We start from the raw sequence: 26,720 nt of genomic DNA, 5'->3' as shown, positions 1-26,720 counted from the left end.
TCGAAATTCTCATTTTTTATTTGGCGCAGGTTGCACACTTCGTCGAACATTTCTGCAAACCCGCGCCGCTGCGCGGTTCTGCGAGGGACAAGCCGGGAAAATTGTACGCTCAGCTACCCAGGAGTACCTATCCAAGCGAGGCGAACCTCGATATGCTTGGATTGAAGGGGCGCTCCATGCCGCTGGACAGAATGAAATGGCTATATAGATATAATGATGAAACGAAAAAAGCGGACGGCTCGGCCGTAAATGAGAGCGCTACCAATAAAGATGGGGGGCATCCCATGCTTCGGCATTCCCGGGTTTTCCGCAGCTTTCTGATTTCGTATGTCGCTATCCTGCTCATTCCCTGCATCGGCGGGTATATCTCGTACCGGACTTCCATCTCGGTGACGGAGTCGATCTCCATCGAGAACAGCGTCATTCAGCTGGAGAGAAGCCAAGAGCTGCTCGAGCACCGGATGGCGGAAGTGGAGGGCATGACTCGGCAGTTGGCAATCAGCCAGGAGATTAACGCCCTGATGAACGACCGAGGTACGGAGAGGGATGTGTACGGCATCTGGAAGGCGATGCGCAACGTTCTGACGTTTGGGCAAACCAACGATTTTTTGCGTAACTATTTTATATATCTGGCGAACTATAACTTAATTATCACCTCCGGATCGTCTTACCGGCCGGAGCATTATTATGAGTATTTTCATTATGATAATCTGTCGTTTGAGGAATGGGAGCAGCAGGTGTTGGGCACAACCCACCGCAGCGAAATCAAACCGCTGACTCCGTTTAGCGAACGGGACATGAAAACTTCCGTGATCACCTACATGCAATCGCTGCCTCTGGATAGTTTTAACGATACCTCACCAGCGATCGTCGTTGTATTAATAGATCAGAAGACGATTGCCGGACTGTTATCCGGTTTAACGGAACAAAGCGGCGGGTGGGTTCATATCTACGATGCGGAGGGCAATACGATCTTCCTTCAGGGGGAAACGGTACCGGATATCGCCAAGCTGCACTCTGATCCGAAGTTTGACGAGAGCAAGACGAGCCAATTTTATGGCAGCGATCTCGTGATCACGACGCGATCCGATAAGAACGGCTGGGTTTACCAAGCCGGCATCCCACGAAGCACTCTCATGGAGAAACCCAACCAGATCAAACGGATCTCCTGGATGATTACAGGCGGCGCGATGTTAATCGGATTGCTGGTAGGCTTGTTCCTGGCTTACCGGAACAGTCTCCCCATCAACCGATTAATCGGCGTGATGAAGGAGCAGTTCGGTAAGGATGACGATACGGGGCACAACGAGTTTGACTTCCTAAGCGGGAACATTGCCGGCATGATTACGAAGAACAAACTGCTGGAGGCGGAGCTTCATCGCCAGCTTCCGCTGGTGCGCGACGCTTTCCTGAAGCGGCTGATTGCCGGGGAATTTGAATCGCGGGAGGAGATCGTCTCTGCGGCGGCGCAGGCCGACATTCCGCTCCGGCAAGGCGAAGGCTATGTTGGTATTTTGCAAATCAACGGATACGCCGGCATGGATACCGTAGAGGTGCTGAATGAGCTAAACGCCGCAAGGCTGCTGATGAAGCAGGCGATCACCGAGCTTGCAGGGCCGATGCCGATGACCGATGTGGGGTCGGACAAAATCGTACTGCTGTTCTTTTGCGAAGCGGATCAGCTGCCAGGGCCGGCGGAGGAAGAGCGGATTACCACACTGATGGAGGAGCTTGCCCAGCATGTGTTCGCCGAATACAAAATCTCGATGCAAGCCGGATTTGGCGAAGCCTTTGCCAGCGTCACGGAGGTCGGCCAATCCTTCGATCAGGCGAAGCAGGCCCTGGAATATGCGGTTTACTTGAACAAGAAAGGCATCCTGTGGAGCCATGAAACGCAAAGCACAAACACGACCTACTATTACCCCCTCGATACGGAGCATCGCCTGATCAGCACGATCCGGGCCGGGGAGCTGGAAGAAGCCCAGAAGATTATCGATTCGATCATCGCGCAGAATTTGGAGCAACGCGAGCTGTCGGTGGAAATGAAAAACCAGCTCGTCGGGGAAATCAAGGGGACGTTCCTCAAGCTGCTGGATCAGAAAATCTTCCTGGAATCCCCGTTGTTCGAGAGCGTCAAGCAGCGAATCATTGACATCAGCCCTACTGTGCCGCTGGAGACGATTCAGCAGGATATCCATGGGATTATGGAAGAATTGTGCGGTTTTATCGCCAAGAAGAAGAAGGATTCACACGCCCAGCTGATCAAACAGATCTATCAGTATACAGCCGAAGCCTATGCCGACCCGGACCTGACGCTATATCGGGTCGCGGAGTACGTGGAGCGGCCGGAGAAATACATCTCCCAGCTGTTTAAAGAAGTGACCGGGGTGAATTATTCCGATCATCTGATTAAAGTGCGGATGGACCAGGCCGCATTGCTGCTGAAGGAGAGCAACTATACCGTTGACGAAATCGCCGCCCGGGTGGGGTACAACAGCTCCCACTCGTTCCGGCGGGCATTCAAACGGTTAACGGGAGTTTCGCCCAGCGCTTACAGGCAGTCCTTTCAGGATTGATCGGGATCGGCCAGACGATTCATCCATGTTAAGTCCATAACGTACAACCGCCTAGCAGCGGCCGTACCTTCCGAATGAGGAAGGGTGCGGCCGCTGTTTTTTATTTGCGGAATCGTGGCTCCCGTACCGAAGGATGTTCCCTGAAAAACGGGAGAACTGTACGCCAAAAGACGGAAGTGTACCTGTTCAACGCCGCCAAACATGCCCTATGATCGACTCGAGAAGAAAACGCTATCATCCATCAAGGCGCTTACAAAACTTATAGGGGGAATTTTTCTGGAAAAACAACTTGCTTTCCAACCGGATTACGTCCCGGACGCCAAGCGCAAGGCCAGTTACTGGCGTACCGCGCGCAGAAATATCAAGAAGCACTGGCAGCTGCATTTGCTGGTCATTCCTCCCATTTTGTTTTTTCTGATTTTTAAATACTACCCGATGCTGAATGCGGTGCTGGCGTTCAAGGACTACAACGTGATCAAAGGGATCTGGGGAAGTCCGTGGGTAGAGTTCAAGCATTTCCGACTGTTTTTTGAAAATCCGCAGTTTTGGACGCTGGTGAAGAACACGATTTTTCTCAGCGGGTATCTCATCCTCGCCGGATTTCCGATTCCGATTATTCTGGCGCTGATAGGGGCGTTTTCCGGCATTTTTCTTCCAAAACAGCGATAGATGGAGAGGAGCAGATGTGTTATGTTGGGCGAAGATAGGATAACGCCAGGACTAGCTTCTGAACACATGTTGGGTACGCTCCGTTCGGAGGTACCCGTGGAGGATGAACCACCTGTGACTGTGATCTCCTTAGGTTATTATGGGGCCCGGCCGGATACGCAAGAGGATACGCAGCCAGCCATGCAGATGGCGTTGGAGGAAGCCGCGCGAACGGAAGGGCCGGTTGTGCTGGAGGTGCCTTATGGCCGATATCATTTTTACCCGCAATCGGCGATCCGAGCTCCTTATCATGTCACCAATACAGCAAGTGAAGAGGAGCATTTCGATATCACGAAAACGATCGGGATACTGCTGAAAGAACAAAAGCGGTTGACCATTAGGGGGAACGGGTCCCTGTTCTTGTTCCACGGCAAGCAGACGATGCTGTTGATCGACGGCAGCGCAAATATCGTCATCCATGACCTTCACTTTGATTACGCCGTACCGACAGTGACGGAGATGACCGTGGTGCATTGCGAGCCTGAAGCGTGTTGGATGGAGGCGGTGGTGCATCCGGATTCGAGGTATGACATTCAGGAAGGCCGGCTGGCATGGGTTGGCGAGGGCTGGCGCTTTCAGTCCGGACCCATGCAGCTATGTGACCCGGCCGAAAATACAACCTGGCGGGTGGACAACTGGCTGGAGCAGGCGACGACCTCTGCGGAGGAAGTTGGCCCTGGACGGGTAAGGTTTTATTTTGACCGCACCATCCCTGAGGGGCTGGCCCCCGGCCGCGTGGTTCAGATGCGGGATGGAATCCGCGATCAAGTGGGGGTCCTTGTCCATGAAAGTGCGGATATCACGTTCTCTGGCTGCGGGTTTCATTTTATGCATGGGCTTGGGATGGTGGGGCAATTCAGCGAAAACCTCGTTTTCGAGCGTTTGGACCTGTCGCCACGGGCCGAAAGCGGCCGGACGGTGGCCGGCTTTGCGGATTTCATCCATGTGTCGGGCTGCCGGGGGCGAGTGGCAATCCGGAATTGCCGGTTTGCCGGCGCGCATGACGATGCGATCAACGTCCACGGGACATACTTGCGAATCGTCGGCCGTCCGGCGCCCAATCAGCTGCTGGTGAGGTTTATGCATCCTCAAACGTATGGGATATCCGCCTTCCGCGCCGGAGACGAGGTCGGCTTCGTTCATGCGGATACGCTGGTGACCTATGGAAGCGGCAGGGTGAGCGACGTTCTTCGGTTAAACCCCCGCGAGCTGCTGATTACGCTGGAGCAGCCTGCCCCGAGGGAGATGAGGGCGCAAGATGTGGTCGAGAACATCACCTGGTCCCCGGAGGTGGAGATCACGGGCAACCACTTCGCCCGTATTCCGACGCGCGGGGTGCTGGCTTCCACGCGGCGGCGAACCGTAATTCGCGGCAACGTATTTGAAAGAATCCGGATGAGTGCCATTCTTGTTGCTGCTGATGCGCATTCCTGGTACGAGTCGGGCGCGGTAGAGGAGATGGTCCTCGAGGACAATCGATTGATCGATTGCGGCGGTGAAGCGCATGCGGTGATCACCATTGCGCCGGAGAATCGGGAGGTGCACCCGGAGAGATCGGTTCATCGCCGGATTGCCATCGTGAACAATCGTTTCGAATCGGTGCGCGGCTTGCTGCTGTCCGCGCGCTGCGTACAGGATTTGGTGTTTCAAGGGAACACGATATCGCTGGCGTTCTCTGGGGGAATCGACCAAGGAAGTGCTATCCGGCTGGAGGCATGCCCGGATGCGGTGATCGCGGAGAATGTATTCCTCGGCGGTGACGAGCAGGCGAGAGAAACTAAGATCTGGTAGGGGAGGAAGAAAAGATGGAGCGAAACACAAAGCTGCAGTACGACAGGCCGGCCACGGTCTGGACCGAAGCGCTGCCGGTCGGAAACGGGCGCCTTGGCGCGATGATTTACGGCGGGGTGGAACGGGAAACGATCAGTCTGAACGAAGATACTTTATGGTCCGGGTATCCGCGTGATTGGAACAATCCCTCCGCCCGGCAGGTATTGCCTGAGGTGCGGAAGCTGGTCCGGGAAGGCCGTTATGAGGAGGCGGATCAACTGGGACGTCAAATGCTGGGGCCGTACACGGAATCCTATTTGCCGTTTGGCGATTTACAGCTGACGTTCGAGCACGGGGCCGCCTGCCGGAGTTACCGGCGCACGCTGGATCTGGCGGACGCCATCCACGTGACGGAATACACCGTCGGGAAAGTGAGCTATAAGCGCGAAATCTTCGTATCCCATCCCGATCGGATCATCGCCATGCGGCTGACGTGCAGCCAGCCGGGAGCACTTGCTTTTCATGCACGGCTCGACAGTCCGCTCCGCCATATTGCCGCCGTGGAAGACGGGATATTCGTGATGCGGGGGACAGCGCCGGAACGGGTGGAGCCGAACTACGTGAACGCGGATCGCCCGATCCGCTACGGCGATCCGGCCGTCTCCCCGGCGATGGCCTTTGAGGGGCGGCTGGCGGTAACGGAAACCGACGGCCGGGTCAGCGTCGACGGGGACGGTATCCGCGTTCTGGACGCCACGGAGGCCGTATTGTATTTCAGCGCCGCGACGAGCTTTGACCGGTTCGACCAAATCCCCGGGGCGGGGCGACCGGAATCGGTACCGGCGGACGTGGCGGCGGCTCGGGCCAGAGCGGACTTGACTGGTGCATTAGCCAACCGGTACCTGGAGATTCGGGCCCGGCATATCGAGGACTACCAAGCCCTGTTTAGCCGCGTCAGCTTGCGGTTAGGGGAGACGGCGGCCCCGGAAGGGTTGGACACGGAGCGGCGGATCGTAGAATACGGGGCCGCTGATCCGGGGCTGGTTGAGCTGCTGTTCCATTACGGCCGGTATTTGCTGATCGCCAGCTCCCGGCCTGGCACGCAGGCGGCTAACCTGCAGGGAATCTGGAATGCGATGACTCGGCCGCCGTGGAGCAGCAACTGGACGCTAAATATCAACGCGGAAATGAACTATTGGCCGGCCGAGGTGTGTAACCTGGCGGAATGCCACTGGCCGCTGCTGGAGATGATCGGCAACCTGGCCGAGAATGGGGCCAAAACGGCCGCCGTCAACTACGGTACCCGGGGGTGGGTCGCCCATCACAACTCGGACATCTGGGGTCAAACCGCACCCGTGGGCGATTTCGGCGGCGGCGATCCGGTCTGGGCGCTGTGGCCGATGGGCGGTGTCTGGTTGACCCAACATCTATGGGAGCATTACGTCTTTGGCGGGGACGTCGCATATTTACATGATTTTGCATACCCCATCTTGAAGGATGCTGCCTTGTTTGCTCTGGATTGGCTCATTGAAGACGAATCGGGCCATCTCGTAACTTCGCCTTCGACTTCGCCGGAGCATAAATTCCGTACGGCGAATGGAGTTGCAGCGATTAGTGAAGGATCGACGATGGACCTGTCGCTCATCTGGGAGCTGTTTACGAACTGCATCGAAGCGGCAGGTGTGCTTGGCATTGACGAGGCGTTTCGTGAGGAACTGCGGCAGGCCCGTGAGAGACTCTTGCCGCTGCAGGTTGGGAAGTATGGACAGCTGCAGGAGTGGAGCCGGGATTTCGAGGACGAGGATGTCCACCATCGGCACACGTCCCATCTGGTGGGCGTCTATCCTGGCCGCCAGCTCTCGGCAGAGGAGACGCCGGAGCTGTTCGCCGCAGCGCGGCAAGTGCTGGAGCGGCGGGGCGATGAAAGCACCGGCTGGAGCCTGGGCTGGCGGGTCGCCCTGTGGAGCCGGTTCGGCGACGGCGATCGGGCGCTGCGGCTGCTCGGCAATATGCTGCGGCTGGTGAAGGACGGCGAAACGGAGCGCTATAACCACGGCGGCGTATACGCCAGCCTGTTGGGCGCACATCCGCCGTTCCAGATTGACGGCAACTTTGCCGCTTCGGCGGGCATCGCCGAGATGCTGCTGCAGTCGCACCTCCCTGCGCTGGTGCTGCTGCCCGCTCTGCCGCAGGCCTGGCCGGACGGCGAGGTCCGCGGCCTTCGTGCCCGCGGCGGCTTCGAGGTAAGCCTGCGCTGGGCGAACGGCAAGCTGACCGAGGCGGAGATCGTGTCGACGCTGGGCCATGCCTGCCGCGTTCGCGTGGGGCTCAGCGGGGGCGAGCCGCTGACCGTATACCACGGTGGCGTGGAGGTAGCCGTGGAACGGATCGCGGAAGGCGATATCCGATTTGAGACGGAAGCCGGGGAAACGTATCGGCTGGTCCCGGATGACCGGACGTCCTCCGGCAAGGTGGAGGGAAGGCAATGAAGGTGAACGCAGCGGAGCTTGGCGCAACCAAGCTCTGGTATGACAAGCCGGCTGCGGGTTGGTCGGAGGGCCTGCCCGTGGGCAACGGACGGATCGGCGCCATCGTCATGGCCGCGCCGGAGCGCGAGGTCTGGAACCTGACCGAGTCGACCTACTGGTCCGGCCAAGCGGATGAGACGGCATCCGCGGCGTCCGGAGGCAAAGCGGCGCTGGCCGCGATCCGCGAGCGGCTGTTCGCCGGCGATTACGCGGGCGGCGACCGGCTGGCGAAGCAAGCGCTGCAGCCGCCGAAGCGGAATTTTGGCACCCATCTGGCGATGTGCGATGTGGTGATCGAATTCGCTCCGTCCGGCGAACCCAGCGAGACCGAGACCGGGGCAGTCAACGGAGCGTGCTCCCCTTTCCGACGCGAGTTGGACTTGTCGACGGCCCTGCTGACGACAACTTCCGGCCAGCCCGGATCAACGCTGGTGCGCGAGCTGTTCGCTTCTCATGCTGACGATGTTCTCGTCTCGCGGATCTGGAGCGAAGCGGCGGGCGGCGTCTCGTTTACGCTTGGCCTTGCGGGACTGACGCCCGAGTTTGAGGTTTCGGCGTCCGGTATGGCCGCGCTGGAATTCCGCGGCAAGGCAACGGAGACGGTGCATAGCGACGGGGCTTGCGGCGTCCGGTGCCGCGGCCGCATCGAGCTCGACACCCGGGGCGGCAGCCTTTATGTTCAGAACGACCGACTGGTGGTCCGCGGCGCGGACGAAGCATGCATTTATCTGACCGTCGCCACGGATTACCGCTGCGAGTCGAGGTCATGGGAGCTGGCGCCCCGATTACAGGCTTCCTTGGCGTTATCTAAGGGTTACGATCAGCTAAAAGCAGATCATTTGGCCGATTACGAGCCGTTGTTCCGGCGGGTGTCCATCGAGCTGGGTCCGTCCGAAGAAGCGGCGAAACTGCCAACGGACCAGCGGATTCGCCTGCTGCGGCAAGGCTATAGCGATCCCCAGCTGTTCGCATTGTTCTTGCAATACGGCCGGTATTTGACGCTGGCCGGTTCGCGGGAGGATTCGCCGCTGCCCTTGCATTTGCAAGGCATTTGGAATGACGGCGAGGCATGCCGCATGGGCTGGAGCTGTGATTACCACCTCGACGTGAACACGGAGATGAACTATTATCCGACCGAGGTGGTACATCTTGGCGAGAGCCAGCAGCCTTTGATGCGTTATCTGGAGGATTTGGCCCGCGCTGGCCAAAAGACAGCTCGCGATGTATACGGTTCGCCGGGATGGGTGGCCCATGTCTTTTCCAATGTGTGGGGGTTTACCGATCCGGGCTGGGATATTTCATGGGGACTTAACGTAACTGGCGGGCTATGGCTGGCTATGCAAATGATTGAGCATTACCGGTTCGGGTTGGACCGTGTATTCCTGGAGAAGCAGGCGTATCCGGTGCTGCGCGAGGCGGCGTTGTTTTTCCTCGATTACATGACGGTGCATCCCAAATACGGCTGGCTGGTGACGGGGCCGTCGAATTCCCCGGAGAACCACTTCTACCCGGGGCGTCCGGAGGAAGGATGCTGGCAGTTGTCGATGGGCTCCACGATGGATCAGGCACTCGTACGGGAGCTGTTTACGTTCTGTTTGGAAGCGGCGGAGCTGCTGGAGGAGGATGTGGAGCTGCGCTCACGCCTGAGCTCTGCAATCCCGCTGCTGCCCCCGCTGCAGATCGGCAAAAAGGGACAGCTGCAAGAATGGCTCGAGGACTACGAGGAAGCACAGCCGGAGCATCGCCATTTGTCACACCTGTTTGCGCTGTACCCGGCGCATCAGATCACGCCGGAGGAGACGCCGGAGCTGGCAGCCGCAGCCCGGGTGACGCTGGAAAACCGCATGCAGCAGGATGAACTGGAGGATATCGAGTTTACGGCGGCGTTGTTTGGGTTGTTTTTTGCCCGGTTGTATAATGGGGACCGCGCTTTGAAGCATATTTCCCACCTGATTGGGGAGCTGTGCTTCGACAATTTGCTCAGCTATTCTAAGGCGGGGATCGCCGGGGCAGAGACGAACATTTTTGTCATCGACGGTAACTTTGGCGGTACGGCGGCGATTGCGGAAATGCTGCTGCAAAGCCGGCCGGGCGGCAACATCCGCCTTCTTCCGGCGCTTCCGGCGGCTTGGCCGACGGGCCGGGTGACGGGACTGCGGGCGAAGGGCAACGCCGAGGTTGATCTCGCTTGGGAAGCGGGCCGGTTGAGCAGCGCAGTCGTGCGTACGTATTCCCCGGGTACGTTTACCTTAAGTCTTGGCGACCGCCGCGTAACCTTTGAGGCCAAAGCTGGCGGGGAGTATCGGTTTGATGGGGCGTTGACGCTTCAAAACGGATAGCTCTGGCTCTGCAACACAATCGGGGTCAATTCGGAAACGGGAAGCGGCTTTTCCTCCCGTGGCCTGCATGATATAGTTACACCATAAGCAAGCCTATGAGGGGGAAGGGTCGTGTACCGTAAACTGGTAGCGTATTGTTTGTCCAAAAAAGGGGCCGTCGAGGAGTATCCTTTTGGCCCGGAGACGACGGTCATCAAGGTCGGGGGAAAAATGTTCGCCTTGCTGCCTGTCACGGCCGACGATGAGACCGCGAGCATCTCGCTAAAATGCGATCCCGTGATCGCCGCCAATCTCCGGGAGCAGCATGAATGCGTGAAGCCGGGGTATCATCTGAATAAAAAGCACTGGAATACGGTCACCGTGGACGGCAGCTTGTCGATGGACGAATTGCGGGCCATGATCGACCACTCGTACGATCTGGTGCTTGGCGGTTTGACGAAAGCCGCCCGCGAGGCGGTCCTGATGCGCATCGGCAAGTAATGTCGGCGCAGGAAGGCTTCGGCCGCTCCGGGGCTTATCCCTTCGGAATACGGCGGTATTCGGTTGGGGAGTACCCCATGATTTTCTTAAATAATCGCGAAAAATAATACGGGTCGGACAAGCCGACCGCACCGGCGATCTCTTTGACGCTTAAGCCGGTGAGGTCAAGGAGCTGTCCGGCCCGTTGCATTTTCAGCCGCAGAAAATATTCGATTGGCGGAAGCCCCGCCTCCCGGTTAAACAAGTAGACGAGATGCTGCTTGGACAGCCCAACCTGCTTCGCCAGTTCGGACAGCGTGAGGCTCTCTGTCAGCCGCTCGGTCATGTAGCGGACCGCTTCATCGAAATAGCGTTCGCGTTTGCGGTCCTGCGCCGACCGTTCGGCGCTGAGCCCGATGCTGCTAAGCAAGTGGCGCATGGTCTGGGCGACATGGATCTGCACGGGCAGAGAGTAGTGCTTGTCATGAAGCAGGCGGTAACACTGCTCAAAATGCTCCAACAGCTGGGCATGTACGCTCAGCGGCAGCCGGACAGGGCCGCCCTGGTCCAGGCCGTAGGTGTGAATCAACGCGTTGGTATCCTCGCCCTGCAGGTGAAACCAGTAGATACTCCAGGGTTTATCGGTCGAAGCCCCATATCGGTGCGGCTTATGCGCCGGGATCACTGCCAGCTGGCGCTCGGTCAGCGGGTAGCTTTGTTGCATTTTGCTCGTCGTCGTTCCTGAGCGGTCTGGTCTGCCGTCCGTGGGTTCCTCGCTCCATTCCACCCATCCTTCGCCTTCCACACAATAGATGAAGATATGAGCGTCCGCCCCTTCCGGGCGCTCCCGATAATGATGCCGGGCATTCGGGAAAAAACCGATGTCGCTGACGAACAGCGGCCGAGTCAACGTGGAGTTGTTCAGTTCTTTCAGCATATAGTCCGGTTGAACGAACAGCTTTTGCGCCTCAAAACCGTCCGGCTTGCGAATTTGATGATCCACAGAAACGCCTCCTCATAAGAATATAGTCCATCATTCCCCGTATTTCGTCAATTGGAATTCCTTCAGCTCCGGGGTACATTGGGGTTACAACCGATTCAACCAATGAAGGGGAGGATTTGAGATGAACGTTCAACAGCGGGAGGCGTCTCCAAAGGCTGCGGTTCGAGTCTGGGAAGAAGATAAGCTGATCCCGACGTATGGGGTTGGAGAGCCGGACAAGAACCCGATGTTTTTGGAAAAACGCGTATATCAAGGCAGCTCCGGACGGGTATATCCCTATCCGGTCATCGATAAGATTTACGATGAGAAGCGGGAGGTCAGCTATCGGCTGGCGATTTTGGAAAATGAGTACGTGCGGATCGAAATCATGCCGGAACTCGGCGGACGGATCTACCGTGCGCTCGACAAGACGAACAACTACGATTTCGTTTATTGCAACCGCGTGATCAAACCAGCGCTAGTTGGCCTGGCCGGGCCGTGGATTTCCGGCGGCATCGAGTTCAACTGGCCGCAGCATCACCGGCCGAACACTTTTGGCCCGGTTGAGTACCGGCTGGAGCAGGGAGAGGACGGCAGCGCCACCGTTTGGGTCAGCGAAATTGACCGCATGTATGGCACGAAGATGACCGCCGGGTTTACACTGTACCCAGGCAAGGCGTATCTGGAGATATCCGCGCAGCTGTACAACCGGACGCCGGAGCCGCAAACGTTCCTGTGGTGGGCTAACCCGGCCGTGGCGGTAAATGATCATACGCAGTCCGTGTTTCCGCCGGACGTTACCGCCGTATTCGATCATGGCAAGCGCGACGTCTCACGGTTTCCGATTGCCACCGGCACGTACTACAAGATGGATTATTCGGAGGGCGTAGATATTTCTCGTTACAAAAACATCCCGGTCCCCACGTCCTACATGGCTTACAAATCCGACTTCAACTTCGTCGGCGGGTACGATCACGGCGTGCAAGCCGGCCTGCTGCATGTCGCCAATCACCACATTTCCCCGGGGAAGAAGCAATGGACTTGGGGGAACGGCGAATTTGGTCAGGCTTGGGACCGCAACCTGACGGACGAGGATGGCCCGTACATCGAGCTGATGACCGGGGTGTATACCGACAACCAGCCGGACTTCACCTGGCTCCAGCCGTATGAGGAGAAGTCGTTTAAGCAGTATTTTATGCCTTACAAGGACATCGGTGTTGTAAAAAATGCTTCCATCGAAGCGGCCGTTAACCTCGAAGTCGACGAGACGGCGCGGACGGCAACGGTGCTGGCGTATGCGACCTCCGATTATGCAGGGGCGGTTGTGGAGCTCAAAGGCGCACGCCGGACCTACGTATCCGACACCGTGCGGCTGTCGCCGGTTTCGACCTACAAAACCGTTGTCCCGTTGGATGAAGGCGACCAGCCTCATGACTTGCTTGTGACGGTGCGCGACAGTGAAGGGCGGCTGCTGATTTCGTATCGCCCGGCCAAGCCGTCGATTGAACAGGTGCCGGAAGCCGCCAAGCCGCTGCCGAAGCCGCAGGAGCTGAAGACAAACGAGCAGCTGTATCTGGCCGGTCTGCATCTGGAGCAGTATCGCCATGCTACGTTTGAGCCAGAGGCGTATTATTTGGAAGGCCTGAAGCGGGACGCCAGCGATATCCGCATCAACGTCGCTTATGGCACGTTGCTGCTGCGACGGGGCCGGTTTGCCGAGGCGGAGGCGCATTTCCGCACAGCGGTGAAGTCGCTGACCTGGCGCAACCCGAACCCGTACGACAGCGAAGCGCTGTACCAGCTTGGGTTGGCGCTGCAGCTGCAAGGGCGGGACGAAGAGGCGTTCGCCGCCTTCTACAAAGCCGTCTGGTCCGCCGCCTGGCAGGACAGCGGCTACTATTCACTGGCCGCGATTGCCTGCGGCCGCGGCGAATATGCGGAAGCGCTCGAGCTGGCCACGCGCTCGCTGATCCGAAACAGCCGCAACTATAAGGCGCGGCATTTGAAGGCGGCGCTGCTGCGGAAGCTCGGTCGGCCGGCGGAAGCGCTCGCCTACACGGGCGAAACGCTGGCGCTTGACCCGGCCGACTTCGGCGCCGCCAACGAGCGCTGGGCCGCGCTGCGCGCCTTGGGCGATGCGGCTGAGGCGGACGCGGTCTTGGCCGAGCTCCAGCGGTTGATGCGCGGTGACGCGCACAACGCCCTGCAGCTGGCCGCGGATTACCTCGGCTTCGGCCTGTATGACGAAGCCGTGCAGGTGCTGCAGCGGATTGTGCCGGACGCAGACACGCCGGCTTACCCGATGCTGCACTACACCTTGGCCTATGCGCATGAGCGGGCCGGCCGCAGCGAACTGGCCGCGCGTCATCGGCAGGCAGGCGCCGCCGCGCCGGCGGACTACTGCTTCCCGAACAGCCTGACGGATCTGCTCGTGCTGCAAAGCGCGATCGAGGCGAACCCGGGCGATGCGAAGGCGCATTATTACCTCGGCAACTGGATGTATGACAAAAAACGCCCGGACGAAGCGATCGCTCACTGGGAGGCGTCCCGGAAGGTGGACCCCGGGTTCCCGACCGTGCACCGCAATTTGGCGCTGGCTTATTACAATAAGCGCCAGGATACCGACGCGGCGCGGGAAGCGCTGGAGACAGCGTTCGCACTGAACCCGGAAGATGCCCGCGTGTTTTACGAGCTGGATCAGCTCTATAAGAAGCTGGGCCGTCCGGCGGCGGAGCGGTTTGCGGCGCTGGAACGCCATCTTGCGCTCGTGGAGAAGCGCGACGATTTGTATTTAGAGTACGTCACGCTACTAAATACGCTGAACCGCCACGACGAAGCTTTGCGGGCGCTGGAGGCCCGGAAGTTCCACCCTTGGGAAGGCGGCGAAGGCAAAGTGACCGGGCAGTACCGGTTCGCCCTCGTCGAGCTTGGGAAGCAAGCGCTGGCGGCCGGGAACGCCGAGCAGGCGATCGAGCTGCTGGAGCGTGCGCTCGTTTACCCGGAGAATCTCGGGGAAGGCAAGCTCACCGGAGCGCAGGAGAACGACATCCTGTATTACCTGGGCTGCGCGTACGAGGGGCTGGGCCGGCTTGAGGAAGCAACACCGTATTGGCAGGCCGCCTCGCAAGGGCTGGAGGAGCCGGCCGGCGCGATGTACTATAATGATCAGCCGCCGGAGATGATTTTTTATCAAGGGCTGGCTTGGCGGAAGTTAGGCGTGGAGAAGGAAGCGAAACGCCGGTTCAATAAGCTGGTGGACTATGCCGAGAAGCATTTGTTTGATGAGGTGGAATTCGACTATTTTGCCGTATCCCTCCCGGACTTTCTCGTGTTCGAGGACGACTTGAACCGGCGCAACGTCATCCACTGCCGCTTCATGCGGGGACTGGGGAAACTGGGCCTTGGCCGGCCGGAAGAAGCCGCCGAGCAGTTCGATGAGGTGCTGGCCCTAGAGCCAAGCCATCAGGGGGCGATGATCCATCGGCGGATGTGCCGAGGTAAGCAGACGTAGAAGTAGTAGATGTAGTAGATATAGTAGATATAGAAGTAGTAGATATAGAAGTAGTAGATGTTGCAGTAAACGTAGGAGTAGAAGTAAAAGTAAATGTAAATGTGATGTAGAAGGAGATATTGAAGTGGACGTAGAGGTAGACGTTGATGTGGGCATTAAGTAGGATTTGCAGAGGCACTTCAGTCGCTCTTCAGTGGCTCTGCGCTAACGCTTGCCACAACGCTTATTTGACTTAAAATGGCGGTTTTTATTTTCTAACGCTGATCAGCGTGCTTATGGGGGCGATTGAGCCCCCTTTTTACTCTAAAATGAGCAAATAAGGTGTCTGGTAAGCGTTAGATCCAACCCCCCCTTTTTTTTGCGCGAATAGTGTCGGTCACAAGCGTTAGACGATCCTGCCCCCGCGTGGTAAGAGGGCAACCAGTTGCAAGAGGGCAAACTAGCTGTGGAAAGTGGACGCGAATTACGAATCACGAATAACAAATCACGCAACGCACATCGCAAGTAACAAATAACAAGCCACAAGTAACAAATCACAACTAACAAGTAACAAATCACAAGTAACAAGTAACCAATTACCAGTCAGCAGTCAAACTAATCGCAAGTAACAAATCCCGAATCACAATTCTCAAGCGAAGCAAGTCACCAGTAACAAATCAACGTTTTTACCTTGCAGCGATCCGGTTGGAGGAGGAGTAGGCGAATGAACCAATGGCGAAAGACGGCGGTGGAAGGCTGGGAAGCTTGGATAGGGGAGACCGACAGGATAGCGGTGACCGTTGTTCTGGAGCTGGGCAGCAAGGCTGTTTCGCTGCAGAATCGCAAGACGGGGCGAGAATGGCTGTGGCGGAGCGATAAACCATTGGGGAACGAAGGCTATGGCACGTTCTTTGCCTCCGGCGACGAGAGCGGCTGGGACGAAATGTTCCCGGCCATCAACGCCGGTGCTTATCCGCAGGCGCCTTGGCAAGGCCGGGCGATCCCCGATCACGGAGAGGTGTGGTCCCGGGCTTGGGAGCATCAGGCCACAAGCTCGGCCCTGACCTGTCGCATCGGCGGCGTGCAATTTCCCTATGTCCTGGAGAAAACGTATACGTTCCCGGCCGTAGACACACTTCGTATCGATTACGCCGTGACGAACCTGTCGGGTGCCCCGTTTTCCTTTCTGTGGGCGGCCCATCCCTTGCTGCAGGTACGGGAAGGCATGAAGCTGCATGTTCCGGCCGATTTAACGAACATCGAGGTCTCCTATTCCGCGGAAGGAAGGCTAGGTGCATTTGGCGACAAGCAGTCTTGGCCGCTGGCGTGCAGCGCAGCCGGAGGGCCGGTTGACCTGAGCACCGTGGAACCCAACGCTGGCCGATTCGCGGAGAAATATTATTTCTCCGGCCGGCTCAGCACCGGGTACGCCGGCATCAGCGACCCGGCGACCGGCGAGGCGCTGATGTTCCACTTCCCAGCCGACCGAGTGCCGTATTTAGCCGTTTGGGCCAACTACGGCGGCTTCGGCGGCAACTATCACGTTGCCCTGGAACCGGCCACAGGCCGCATGGACGAACTCGCCCATGCTGTCCGCGAAGGAGAAGCCGCCGTTGTTCCGGCTCGCGGCGTGTATCGTTGGCATTTGGACATTAGCATGAAGTAATTAAGATATTTTTAGACTATATTCAGGACCGCAGGGGGAGCCTATATGATCAAACGTCTGTTCATGAACCAAAGTATCCGCGCCAAAATCGTCTGGAGCACCGTGTTGATATCACTTGTCCCCTTGCTGGTCCTGTCCTATCTCTTTTACCAGAACAGCACACGCTCCTTGGAGCAAGCGATGGTGCGCAGCTCAGACCAGAATGCGGAGTACTTATCCGATTACCTGAACGAGTATTTTCGCAGCTTCTCTACATCCGCCCTTCAGGTCTACGGTTTTAAGCGGGTCATCGACCTCATGGAATACGGCACCAATTACAACGTCGCCGACATCATCGACGTCCGGGAATCGCTGGCCAGCTATTACCGGCTGGCGGTGAGCAACAATGCGGACATCATCAAAATCATGGTGTACGGCAGCGATAATACGCTGCGGGACAGCTGGTCCCGTGCCGACAGTTACAACGCGATCGCCCTGAACCAGACTACGCCCCATTATGGTGACATTGTAAAGCTGCCGTTTCAACATTCCCTCATGTTTACGTATCAGGATCCCGCGATCAAGCAGGATCTTTTTGTCTATGCGTTGCCAATTTATGACCCGTTTTATCGCGAGAAATTCGGGACGTTGTTGTTCTATGTGCTGGGCAAAGACCTGGCCAAGAAAGTCGAAACCTACAACCGGGCCCCGAACGTGATCGTGCTGCAAAACGGCAAGGGAGAAGCCTTCTATCGAACGAACCCGAATTACGACGCCGAGATCCAGCCGTATCGGCTTCCTGACGAGCTCAGCGACAGCAACGAACAGGTACTCCAGTTCACGGAGGGCCGGGAACTATTAATCAGTACATCCCCCTTGGACCATGGGAACATTGGGCTGAGTATCGTATATCCCAGCACCGAACTTGCCCATAACCGGAAAACCACGCTGAGCATTACAATCGCCGCACTTGCCCTGGTAATGCTGGTGATTGCGGCATTTTCCCTGTTGGCTCAGCAGTTCATCACAAGGCCGATTCAATATCTCGGAAAGGCGATGAAGGCCGTACGCAAGGGGAATTTCGACGTTGTCCTGCCTACTAATCGCTGGCATGATGACCTGTCCGAGCTTACCGCAAGCTTTAACTTCATGACCCGGACGATTCAGGAATTGATCGAGAAGGAGTACAAGCTGCAGCTGCGCAACAAGGAAGCGCAGTTCTTGGCCTTGCAGATGCAAATCAACCCGCATTTTCTCTACAACACGCTGCAGACGATCGGCGGCAAGGCGGTGCTGGCCGGGGATTATGAAATCCATGAGATGTGCCGGGCCTTGGGGGATATCTTCCGCTACAGCTTTTATGAGGGGAACATGGAATCGACGATTGGGGCCGAGCTGGCCCATCTAAACAATTACTTGTACATTCAGCAGTTCCGGTTCGAGGAATCCCTAAAAACCCGATTTGACGTGCAATCCGAGTTGATGGACGCCCCCATCATCCGTTTCGTGCTGCAGCCGATTCTCGAAAATATCATGGTGCATGCTTTGGGCAAAGATAGACGGAGTGCGGTTCAGATCGAGGTATCCGCGCAACGGGAAGACGGCCATATCCGGATTTCCATTTCCGACGACGGTCCCGGCATGGAACCGGACAAGCTGAAGGCCCTGCGGGCAGTCTTAGCTCGCCCCGCTTCCAAGGTGTTCTCAGGGGTATCCATCGGTCTTCGGAATGTCCATGAGCGGATCCGCCTCTTTTACGGACCCCCTTACGGTCTTGAAATTGACAGCAGCCTGGGGAAGGGGACGACGGTAAGCTTAACGATTCCTTATCCTGCAGATGTTGAACAACCTCTAAGAACAGGGGGAGACAAATGATGTATAAAGTCATGGTCGTAGATGACGAGACGCTGGGGCGTAAATCCATACGTAAAATGATCAGTGAGCTGTCGCTGGACGTCGAAGTGATTGCTGAGGCCCAAAACGGGGAAGAGGCGCTGGAGCTGATCGAAATCAGCAAGCCGCACATTGTGGTCACGGATATGAATATGCCGGTCATGGACGGTCAGCGTTTTTTGGAGGCGCTGCACGACCGGTTTGGTGATATTCGGGTCATCGTCATCAGCGGGTATTCGCAATTCGAGTATTTGAAGGCGGCGATCCGCTATCAGGCGTGTGAGTATTTGCTTAAGCCGGTATCTGTCCCGGAGCTGCGCGAATCGATGGTACAGGCCATCGAGGCGATCCGACGATACATGAGCCTGCAGCAGCAACAGAGGGAAACGCGGGAAATGCGACGGATGAAGCGCGGGGCTTTCCTGATAAATGTAACGGTGCAGCGTATCACCAATCGGGCAGATATCCTGCAGCAGGCAAGAGAGCTGCAGATGGACGCTGGCATCCGCTATCGGCTGGTCCTGATCCGGTTTCGCCAATTTTCCGAGGTGGCCCGAACTAACTTCCATGGGAATGCCGAGCTGCTCATGTTCAGCATCGATAATATTTTGCGCGAAATTCTTGGCGACGATCAAATCCCCGCGTTTATCTCGGAGGATGGCATGGGGTATTGCCTGATTGTACCGGCAAGCTCCATCGAAGGGCAAGCCTTCGCAGCAGCTGAGGCAGGAGGCGACTCCGTAAGGTTCGAATGGCTGGAAGCCCTTCACGAAGCCGTTCAGCGCACGCTTAGGCTGGAGGTGCTGGCCGGGGTCAGCGGCTTATGCGAAGGGTTCGCGGAGCTGCCCGAAGCGTATCGTACCGCCGAGCGTACGCTTTTACGTCTAACGTTGCATGGGTCGGGGTTGACCGTGTCTCTGGCTGATAATCCGGAACAGCCGCGAAAAACCGAGGCCTTGCCGTCGTTTGTCGCGCAGGAGATCCGTCAGGCCTTTGCTTCCGGCAATGCCAAGGATCTTCGCAGGCTGCTGGACGAATACCAGGCGAGGGTGGACCGATCCGTCGACATCACGATCAGCCAGGTTCATCGAGAACTTGCCATCATCCGGGAGGCGGCGGTGTCGGAGATGAGAGGCATCGCTGCGGCGCATCCGCCCTTATATGATGCCGCCGCCATTACTGAAGTTACCGATCCCGCCGAGCTTCGCCGGCTTTTAGCCGGATGGGCGGATGCGGCCGAGGAGTATGGGGCGGACCGTCGCGAAACGGACTCCTCACAGCTGATCTGGCACATCGTCGACTACCTGGACGCTCATTACTTTGAGGACATCAGCTTGATTGATGTGGCAACCCGGTTCCACTTGGATCCCAGCTATCTCAGCAAGCTGTTCAAATCGGTAACTTCTGAGAACTTCATTGAGTACGTGACGCGCAAACGGATCGAGAAGGCCTGTGAGCTGCTTCGTTCCTCCGAACGAAAAATCAGTGAAATCTCCGAATTGATTGGATACGAAAACCAGCGTTATTTTAGTCAGGTGTTCAAAAAAAGCACCGGGCAAACCCCCTCCGAATACCGTGAAGCCCAACAATCGGGTAAAGCCGGAAACCCAAAAAATTGAACATCAGACGCACAATATATTTTATTCCGGCGCAAGCAGTGGACCGATACGATAAAAGCAGGACGAAGGGCATCGGGGCAAAAATGCGGATGCTGGCAGCGCGGCCTTTCGCTCCGACTTTAATGTTATACACGAGGGGGAAGAAAATTGAAAAAGTGGATGTCGATCAGTCTAAGCATATTGATGTTAAGTTTTTTGCTCGCGGCTTGCGGCGGCGGGAATAACTCGGCTTCATCAACTGCGGAGAACGGCAGCGGAACTACGAACGCCGCTCAAGGTTCCGGCAACTCGACAGATTCCGGTGAGCCGGTGACGATCAAATTTATGCACTTCAAGAGCGATTTCACTGATCAGATTAACCAAATCGTGGAACAGTTTGAAAGTCAAAACCCGAATATCAAAGTCGAAGTGCAACCGGTAAAATACGATGACTACTATACTTTGCTGAAAACGAAGCTGGCAGGCGGGGACATCATCGACGTGTTCACCCTGAACGCCGGATTCAACACCCAGTTGTTTGCCGACGGCGGTTACTTGATGGATTTGACCGGTCAACCGTTCCTAAGCAACTTCGACGAGAATGTGGTGAAAGGCCAAGCGACGGACGGGAAAAATTACATCATGCCGCTGAACGCCAACCCGATCGCCGTGTTCTACAATAAAAAGATTTTTCGCGACCTCGGTCTTGAGGTACCCAGAACTTGGGATGCGATGATCGCCGCTGCGGAGAAAATCAAAGCTGCGGGCAAAACGCCGTTCGCTTTGGGGTGGAAGGATGCTTGGACGCTAACAATGTGGGATACCCGCGACATGCCAAGCAATTCGGCGCTGATCGGCCAACCGGACTTCTTCGAGAAGATCGAAACCGGCGAAGCGAAATTCGCCGATAATCCGGCTGTAAAAACGACGATGGAGCACGCGCTCAAGCTGTATGAGCTGGGCAACAAGGACCAGCTTGGCGTCGACTACAACGGGGCCGTGGATCTTTTTGCCAAAGGGGATGTCGGCATGATGTATATGGGCACATGGCCGCTGCCGGACATCGAGAAGAAGAATCCGGAGCTGTACAACAACGACCTCGGCTACTTCCCGTACCCGTTCAGCAATGATGAGAATGCCAACAAGCTGGATTTCAACGCGGATGCTTCGCTGGCGATCGGCAGTAAGACGAAACATAAGGAAGCCGCTTTAAAATTCCTGGAGTTCATGAGCAGCAAGGAAGGCGGGGACGCCTGGGTGGAGAACATCAAATCGCTTAGCTACGTGAAGGGTACGTCGACGGATATCGCGCCGGCATTAAAAGACCTGCAACCGTACTTCGATAACGGTCAAACCTACGACTCCCAGCTCTATTTGGCAAAAACGACGATCGACTGGCGCTCCCAGTTCGACCAAAATCTGCAGAAATTGTTCTTTAACAAAACGACGATGGATCAAATCTTAGCCGATATGGACGATTGGGTTAGCAAAAACCACAAATAGAGCGAACTTCACGGAAGGCATGGGCGGGGGCCTGTGCCTTTCGTTGGTTTAGGAGAGGGTGAACCGATGGGAACTTTAAAACGCATGGCAAAAAATGAAATGTGGTACGTCTTGTTTATGCTGCCGGGGATCGCGCTGTTCGTGCTGGCGGTCGTGATTCCGCTGGTGATGGGTGCCCGGTATTCGTTCACGAATTGGGACGGGGTATCCGATTCCTTTGCTTCCGTAGGCTTTGAGAATTACGTGCAAGCGTTTGGCGATCCAAGCTTTTGGGATGCGCTGTGGAACACGTTTAAATATGCGATCATCCTAACGATTCTAGTAAACATCCTATCCCTGCTGTTAGCGTTGGTGCTGGATACCTTCCTGCCATTGCGCAACCTGTTTCGGACGGTCTTTTTCCTGCCAAGCGTCATCTCGATCGTGCTGGCGGGCTTCGTTTGGAGCTATAACTACAGCACGGGAATTCCGAACCTGCTCAGTCATCTGGGTCTGGAGGTGTCCAGTCCGCTGGGCAATCCGGATTACGCCCTGTTTGGTTTGATCCTGATCGCTTTGTGGCAGGGCGTCGGCTCTCCCATGATTATTTACATCGCCGGCCTGCAGGGCATTCCGGGGGAACTGTTCGAAAGCGCCCGCATCGATGGAGCGGGAACCTGGAAAACGTTCCGGCACATCACACTGCCCTTGCTGGCGCCTTCCGTGACGATCAACCTGCTGCTGGTGCTCACCGGCTCGCTGAAAGTGTTTGACCTCGTTTACGTCACGACAAACGGAGGTCCCGGTTTTGCGACGGAAGTGATGTCCACTTACATCTACCGGACGTCGTTCGCCTCATTTAAGGGGGGATATGGAATGGCGCTGTCGATGATGTTTTTCCTGATACTCGTCCTCGTGACGGTCGTGCAGATGTCCATTTCCAGAAGACGGGAGGTCGAGCTGTAATGAAAGCGAACAAAGTTATCACATTCCTCCTGTTTTTGGTGCTGGCGCTCGTCTTTCTTTTCCCTCTGTATGTGGCTCTGTTGATGTCGTTTAAAACGGCGAAGCAAACGTTCGATAACTTCTACGCCTTGCCTTCCAGTCTCGATTTCGCCAATTACGTCCATGCCTGGGAGACATCGAAATTTCCTTTAGCGATTATGAACAGCCTGATCGTCACGGGGGTTTCCGTCGTACTGATCGTGCTGGTATCTGCGTTAGCCGGCTATTCCATTGCGAGAAGGAATAAGCCGTTTTACAACATCATGTTCATGGTGTTTCTGTCCGGCATGATGATTCCGTTCCAGGTCACCATGCTGCCGTTGTACAAACTCGGCAAAACCCTTGAGATGCTGAACACGCATTGGGGGATCATTCTCATCTACGGCGGGTTCGGAATTCAGACGGGCGTGCTGTTCTACGCTGCGTTCATCCGCCAAATTTCCCGCGAGATCGAGGAGGCGGCCAAAATCGACGGCTGCAGTACGCCGGGCATTTTTGCCCGAATTATTATCCCGTTGCTCAAACCGGTGACGGCGACGGTTGTCGTCTTAAACGCCTTGTACATCTGGAACGACTTCCTGCTTCCGCTATTGTATTTGCAGGATAACCAGTACCGTACGATCCCGTTGCAGCAGTATTTCTTCTTCGGACAATACAGCAGTGACTTGAACCTGGCGTTTGCTTATGCCGTCATGGGCATGATTCCGGTCATCGCGTTCTTCCTGCTGATGCAGAAGTTTATCATTAAAGGGATCGCGGCTGGCGCGGTCAAAGGCTGAGGTTACGGGACAAAGCGGGAAGAGGAGGTTATTCGTTTGGCGATTCAGGTTTTGGAAGCGGGGAAAATATTTGATATCCGCATGAAAAGCTCGTCTTATGTATTTGGCATTAACGAAAACGGGACGGTGCAGCACCTTTATTGGGGGGAGCCCGTGGAGGCTGCGGAATGCGCCGATTTGCTTCACCTCCGTCACCACAGTTCCTTCGATGCCGAGGTGAATCGGGAACGAGAGGAGTATGGAGGTTGGGGCGGTACTTTATATGCAGAGCCCTGCCTGAAGGTGAGGTTCCAAAACGGCGTCCGCGATTTGCGGCTGCGTTATGAAGGATACGAGATTGGAAGTAGCGAGCGGGGCGACCAATTGATGGTCCGCCTGAGCGACGAGTATTATCACTTGCGGGTGGAGCTGCATTACCGGGTCATTGAGGAATATGATTTAATTGAACGCTCGGTCAAGGTAGTGAACGAGGAGGGGAGGCCGATTCGCATCGATCAAGTCATGGCGGCGGCCTGGTCTGTCCCAGCCGAGCCGTCCGTCCGGCTGACGCATGTGACCGGCCGCTGGGCCGGTGAATACCAACTCCGGCGGGCCCCGCTCACCGAAGGCAAAAAGGTGCTGGAATCGCGGCAGGGCTTCACCGGTGCGCATGCCAATCCTTGGTTTGCGCTGGATGGCGGCAAGGCGGACGAGATATCCGGGAACGTTTGGTTCGGCGCGTTAAGTTGGAGCGGCAACTGGAAAATCGTCCTGGAATCCACCACCTTTGGCCATGTCCGCGTTGTCGGCGGGGTCAATGACTTCGATGGGGCGTTTACCTTGGGCCCCGGGGAGAGCTACACCTCCCCCGTGTTTACGGGGGGCTTTGTCTCCGGCGGCTTCGGAGAGATGAGCCGGAATTTGCACAACTATCAACGGGACTACGTGCTGCCCGGATCACGGGAACGAAAAGTGTTGTACAACTCCTGGGAAGCGACGGAATTCGCGGTGAACGTCCGGGAGCAAATCGAGTTGGCTAAACAGGCGGCCCGGATCGGCGCGGAGCGGTTTGTCGTCGACGATGGTTGGTTTGGCGCGCGCCACAGCGACCGGGCCGGTCTCGGCGACTGGCAGGTGAACCCTCAGAAATTCCCGAACGGACTGCAGGAGTTGATCGACGAGGTGAAACGGCTTGGCATGGATTTCGGACTGTGGGTTGAACCCGAATCGGTCAATCCGGACAGCGAGTTGTACCGGAACCATCCCGATTGGGTCTATCAATTCCCAACGCGTGAAGGAACGTTGCTGCGCAATCAATTGATGCTGAACTTGGGCAAGCCGGAGGTCAAGGCGTTTGTGCTTGAGTTTATGACGGATCTGCTCAGTACCTACGACATCGCCTTCGTCAAATGGGATATGAACCGCACGATCACGGAGCCGGGCGCAATCCCGCTGCACGAGCACGCCGAGGAGTCGGTATGGATCAAGCACGTCAACCACTTGTACGAGATTTGGGCCGAGCTCCTGCGCCGTTTCCCGCGGGTGGAGTTCGAGACCTGCGCCGGAGGCGGTTCGCGGATCGATCTCGGCATGCTGCGGTTTGCGGACCAGGCTTGGATCAGCGACAATACGGATGCCCGGGACCGGCTGACGATCCAGGAGGGCTTCTCCTACGCCTACAGCCCCTCCGTCATGATGTGCTGGGTCACGGAGTCCCCGCACGGTATGAACGGCCGGCGGCTGCCGCTGTCGTTCCGCTTCCACAGCGCCATGCTGGGCGGGCTGGGCATCGGCGCGAACATCGCCCGCTGGTCCGAGGCGGAAATAGCCGAAGCCAGCCGTTATGTGGCGCTGTATAAAAAGGTGCGTCATCTGGTGGCTGAGGGCGATTTGTATCGGCTGGCCTCTTTTGCGGAAGGTGATGTCGCCGCATGGCAGTATGTGGCCCGAGACCGGGATGAAATCGCCGTGTTTGCCTTTCGCCAGGCACAATATTTTGGCGACGCGGAGCTGCGGCTGCGCCTGCGGGGGTTAGAGCCGGATGCACGGTATCGGGTTGCAGTGCCGGGGGAGGCACTACCCGCGGAGGCGGACAACACCGCCGATCAACGCGACAACCGATCTGCCGGCACTGCCGCCGCCTCGGCCGCGAATGCTGTTTGGCACGGCTCCACCTTGATGCGTCTAGGTCTGCCGCTGACCTTGGCCGGCGATTACGCCAGCTGGTTTGTATACTTGCGGCGGTTATAACAGAATGATAACCGTATTTCTATAGAGTGCATAAACGCCTCCAAAGACTCGAACAACAAATCGAGGAGTTGAAGAAGCAGCACTCTGTGACCTAAATTACGTCCCTTGCCGTGGGCCATACGCTAGAATGGGGACGAAACGAATCCATATGGAGGTAGGATAGCGGATGGCCCATAACAAGGGAAGCAATCGGAGCGGCGGCGGGAAACCGGCTCCGAACAACAAGACGGCGTACAACAGGACAACCCAAGGCAAGAAGATCGCCGGTAAGGGGACGGCAGGCAAATCTGCGGGCGGAAAAGGAACAGACCGGGGGACCGCGAAATCCGGTCTGATTTTTGTGATATCGTTGATTTTGATCGGGGCCCTAGTGATCACGTTGGCTATCGTTTTCCTCAAAGATTCGGATGGTTCCGGTTTGAAGGATCTCCCGAACTACACGGAAATCAAAGGCGACTACACGGCCGAGGGCTTGAAGTATGAGAAACAGCCGCATTTGGGCGATCCGAACGCCAAGGTCAAAGTCATCGAGTTCGCTGATTTCAAATGCCCGGCCTGCAAGAAGTGGGAAGAAACTTATATGGACCAGCTGCAGCAGGACTTCATCGATACCGGTAAAATCGAGTTATTTTTCATTAATTATGCGTTTATTGACCGGGATTCGATCATGGCGGCAAGTGCGGGCGAAGCGATCGCGGCGCAGAGCAATGAGAAGTTCTGGGAGTTCAAAAGCAAGTTATACGCACACCAAGGCGATGAGACGCAAATTTGGGCAACGCCCGAATTTTTGCTCGACCTCGTGAAGAAAAATATCGACGGCATCGATTACGACCGATTCGCTAGCGATTTGAAAAGCCATGCCTATATGCTGCCGGTCAAAGAAGATTTCAAAACCGCGGGCTATTACGGAGTCAACGGGACGCCCCAATTCATGGTGAATGGGGAACTGTTGCCGAGCTCTTCGTACGAGGAGTTGGCGGCGGCGATCGAAGCGCAACTGGCGGAGGTTGGCGGGCAATAGGATAGAATTTTAAAGGTGAGGACATGAATGATAGCCTCAACTTGATACGATGTACTTGTGATCTAATCCAGCGATTAATCTAGCCAACTAGTAATATACCGGTGTATTTCTTGAAAACGCCTTCTATTCCACTATCGGGAACAGAAGGCGTTTTTATTTCGAATCTGAGTTGTGTTCTCTCATTACACGACTGATTTAAATTACAACTTAATTAGT

The 26,720-nt window shown here is 56.6% G+C and carries 15 protein-coding genes and 1 pseudogene; 15 read left to right on the top strand and 1 reads right to left on the bottom strand.

The genetic code is table 11. The features are described 5' to 3' along the window. The first annotated feature begins 284 nt into the window (after nucleotides 1-284). The 6 genes and pseudogenes from M3G15_RS03490 to M3G15_RS03465 all read left to right on the top strand — a co-directional run bounded on the left by M3G15_RS03490 (nucleotide 285) and on the right by M3G15_RS03465 (nucleotide 10,401). Nucleotides 285-2,576: a helix-turn-helix domain-containing protein gene (locus M3G15_RS03490; RefSeq protein WP_260070084.1), complete on the top strand. Its 2,292-nt coding sequence runs from the start codon at nucleotides 285-287 to the stop codon at nucleotides 2,574-2,576. 201 nt (nucleotides 2,577-2,777) lie between these two features. After that, nucleotides 2,778-3,203: pseudogene (locus M3G15_RS21495) on the top strand (hypothetical protein); the annotation flags it as partial. A gap of 156 nt (nucleotides 3,204-3,359) precedes the next feature. Then, on the top strand, nucleotides 3,360-5,075 hold the full coding sequence (locus tag M3G15_RS03480; RefSeq protein ID WP_198136165.1) for a right-handed parallel beta-helix repeat-containing protein: 1,716 nt from the start codon (nucleotides 3,360-3,362) through the stop codon (nucleotides 5,073-5,075). Nucleotides 5,076-5,089: 14 nt separating this feature from the next. Further along, nucleotides 5,090-7,543 carry a glycoside hydrolase family 95 protein gene (locus M3G15_RS03475; protein ID WP_260070083.1) on the top strand — a complete coding sequence of 818 codons (2,454 nt, stop codon included), beginning with the start codon at nucleotides 5,090-5,092 and terminating at the stop codon, nucleotides 7,541-7,543. Next, on the top strand, nucleotides 7,540-9,921 hold the full coding sequence (locus M3G15_RS03470) for a glycoside hydrolase family 95 protein (RefSeq protein ID WP_260070082.1): 2,382 nt from the start codon (nucleotides 7,540-7,542) through the stop codon (nucleotides 9,919-9,921). Before M3G15_RS03475 ends, M3G15_RS03470 begins: the two co-directional genes overlap by 4 nt. Nucleotides 9,922-10,032: 111 nt before the next feature. Further along, on the top strand, nucleotides 10,033-10,401 hold the full coding sequence (locus tag M3G15_RS03465; protein ID WP_009223843.1) for an MmcQ/YjbR family DNA-binding protein: 369 nt from the start codon (nucleotides 10,033-10,035) through the stop codon (nucleotides 10,399-10,401). A gap of 34 nt (nucleotides 10,402-10,435) precedes the next feature. Here M3G15_RS03465 and M3G15_RS03460 read toward each other — a convergent pair whose 3' ends face one another. After that, nucleotides 10,436-11,383 carry an AraC family transcriptional regulator gene (locus tag M3G15_RS03460; RefSeq protein ID WP_260070081.1) on the bottom strand — a complete coding sequence of 316 codons (948 nt, stop codon included), beginning with the start codon at nucleotides 11,381-11,383 and terminating at the stop codon, nucleotides 10,436-10,438. A gap of 121 nt (nucleotides 11,384-11,504) precedes the next feature. Between M3G15_RS03460 and M3G15_RS03455 the strand changes: the two genes are divergently transcribed. The 9 genes from M3G15_RS03455 to M3G15_RS03415 all read left to right on the top strand — a co-directional run bounded on the left by M3G15_RS03455 (nucleotide 11,505) and on the right by M3G15_RS03415 (nucleotide 26,504). After that, nucleotides 11,505-14,873 carry a DUF5107 domain-containing protein gene (locus M3G15_RS03455; RefSeq protein ID WP_260070080.1) on the top strand — a complete coding sequence of 1,123 codons (3,369 nt, stop codon included), beginning with the start codon at nucleotides 11,505-11,507 and terminating at the stop codon, nucleotides 14,871-14,873. Nucleotides 14,874-15,576: 703 nt separating this feature from the next. Then, entirely contained in the window at nucleotides 15,577-16,518 is a 942-nt protein-coding gene (locus tag M3G15_RS03450) for an aldose epimerase family protein (RefSeq protein WP_260070079.1), read from the top strand. 45 nt (nucleotides 16,519-16,563) lie between these two features. Continuing rightward, the gene (locus M3G15_RS03445) at nucleotides 16,564-18,372 is read left to right on the top strand and encodes a sensor histidine kinase (RefSeq protein WP_260070078.1); all 1,809 of its coding nucleotides are present in this window, start codon (nucleotides 16,564-16,566) and stop codon (nucleotides 18,370-18,372) included. Then, nucleotides 18,369-20,009, top strand: a complete 1,641-nt coding sequence (locus M3G15_RS03440) for a response regulator (protein ID WP_260070077.1) — start codon at nucleotides 18,369-18,371, stop codon at nucleotides 20,007-20,009. The genes M3G15_RS03445 and M3G15_RS03440 overlap by 4 nt, the downstream gene beginning before the upstream one ends. Nucleotides 20,010-20,156: 147 nt before the next feature. Then, nucleotides 20,157-21,491, top strand: coding sequence for an ABC transporter substrate-binding protein (locus M3G15_RS03435; RefSeq protein ID WP_009223850.1), 1,335 nt, complete (start codon nucleotides 20,157-20,159; stop codon nucleotides 21,489-21,491). A 66-nt stretch (nucleotides 21,492-21,557) separates the two neighbouring features. Then, nucleotides 21,558-22,436: a carbohydrate ABC transporter permease gene (locus M3G15_RS03430; RefSeq protein ID WP_260070076.1), complete on the top strand. Its 879-nt coding sequence runs from the start codon at nucleotides 21,558-21,560 to the stop codon at nucleotides 22,434-22,436. Beyond that, nucleotides 22,436-23,254: a carbohydrate ABC transporter permease gene (locus M3G15_RS03425; protein WP_260070075.1), complete on the top strand. Its 819-nt coding sequence runs from the start codon at nucleotides 22,436-22,438 to the stop codon at nucleotides 23,252-23,254. The genes M3G15_RS03430 and M3G15_RS03425 overlap by 1 nt, the downstream gene beginning before the upstream one ends. Nucleotides 23,255-23,290: 36 nt before the next feature. Beyond that, nucleotides 23,291-25,483: an alpha-galactosidase gene (locus tag M3G15_RS03420; RefSeq protein ID WP_260070074.1), complete on the top strand. Its 2,193-nt coding sequence runs from the start codon at nucleotides 23,291-23,293 to the stop codon at nucleotides 25,481-25,483. 166 nt (nucleotides 25,484-25,649) lie between these two features. Beyond that, on the top strand, nucleotides 25,650-26,504 hold the full coding sequence (locus M3G15_RS03415) for a DsbA family protein (protein ID WP_260070073.1): 855 nt from the start codon (nucleotides 25,650-25,652) through the stop codon (nucleotides 26,502-26,504). The last annotated feature ends 216 nt before the right edge of the window (nucleotides 26,505-26,720 follow it).

It is taken from the genome of Paenibacillus sp. p3-SID1389 (assembly GCF_025151705.1).
Lineage (GTDB): Bacteria > Bacillota > Bacilli > Paenibacillales > Paenibacillaceae > Fontibacillus > Fontibacillus phoenicis.
The sequence above is the reverse complement of the archived record's forward strand: the minus strand, read 5'-3'. Positions and strand labels throughout refer to the sequence as shown.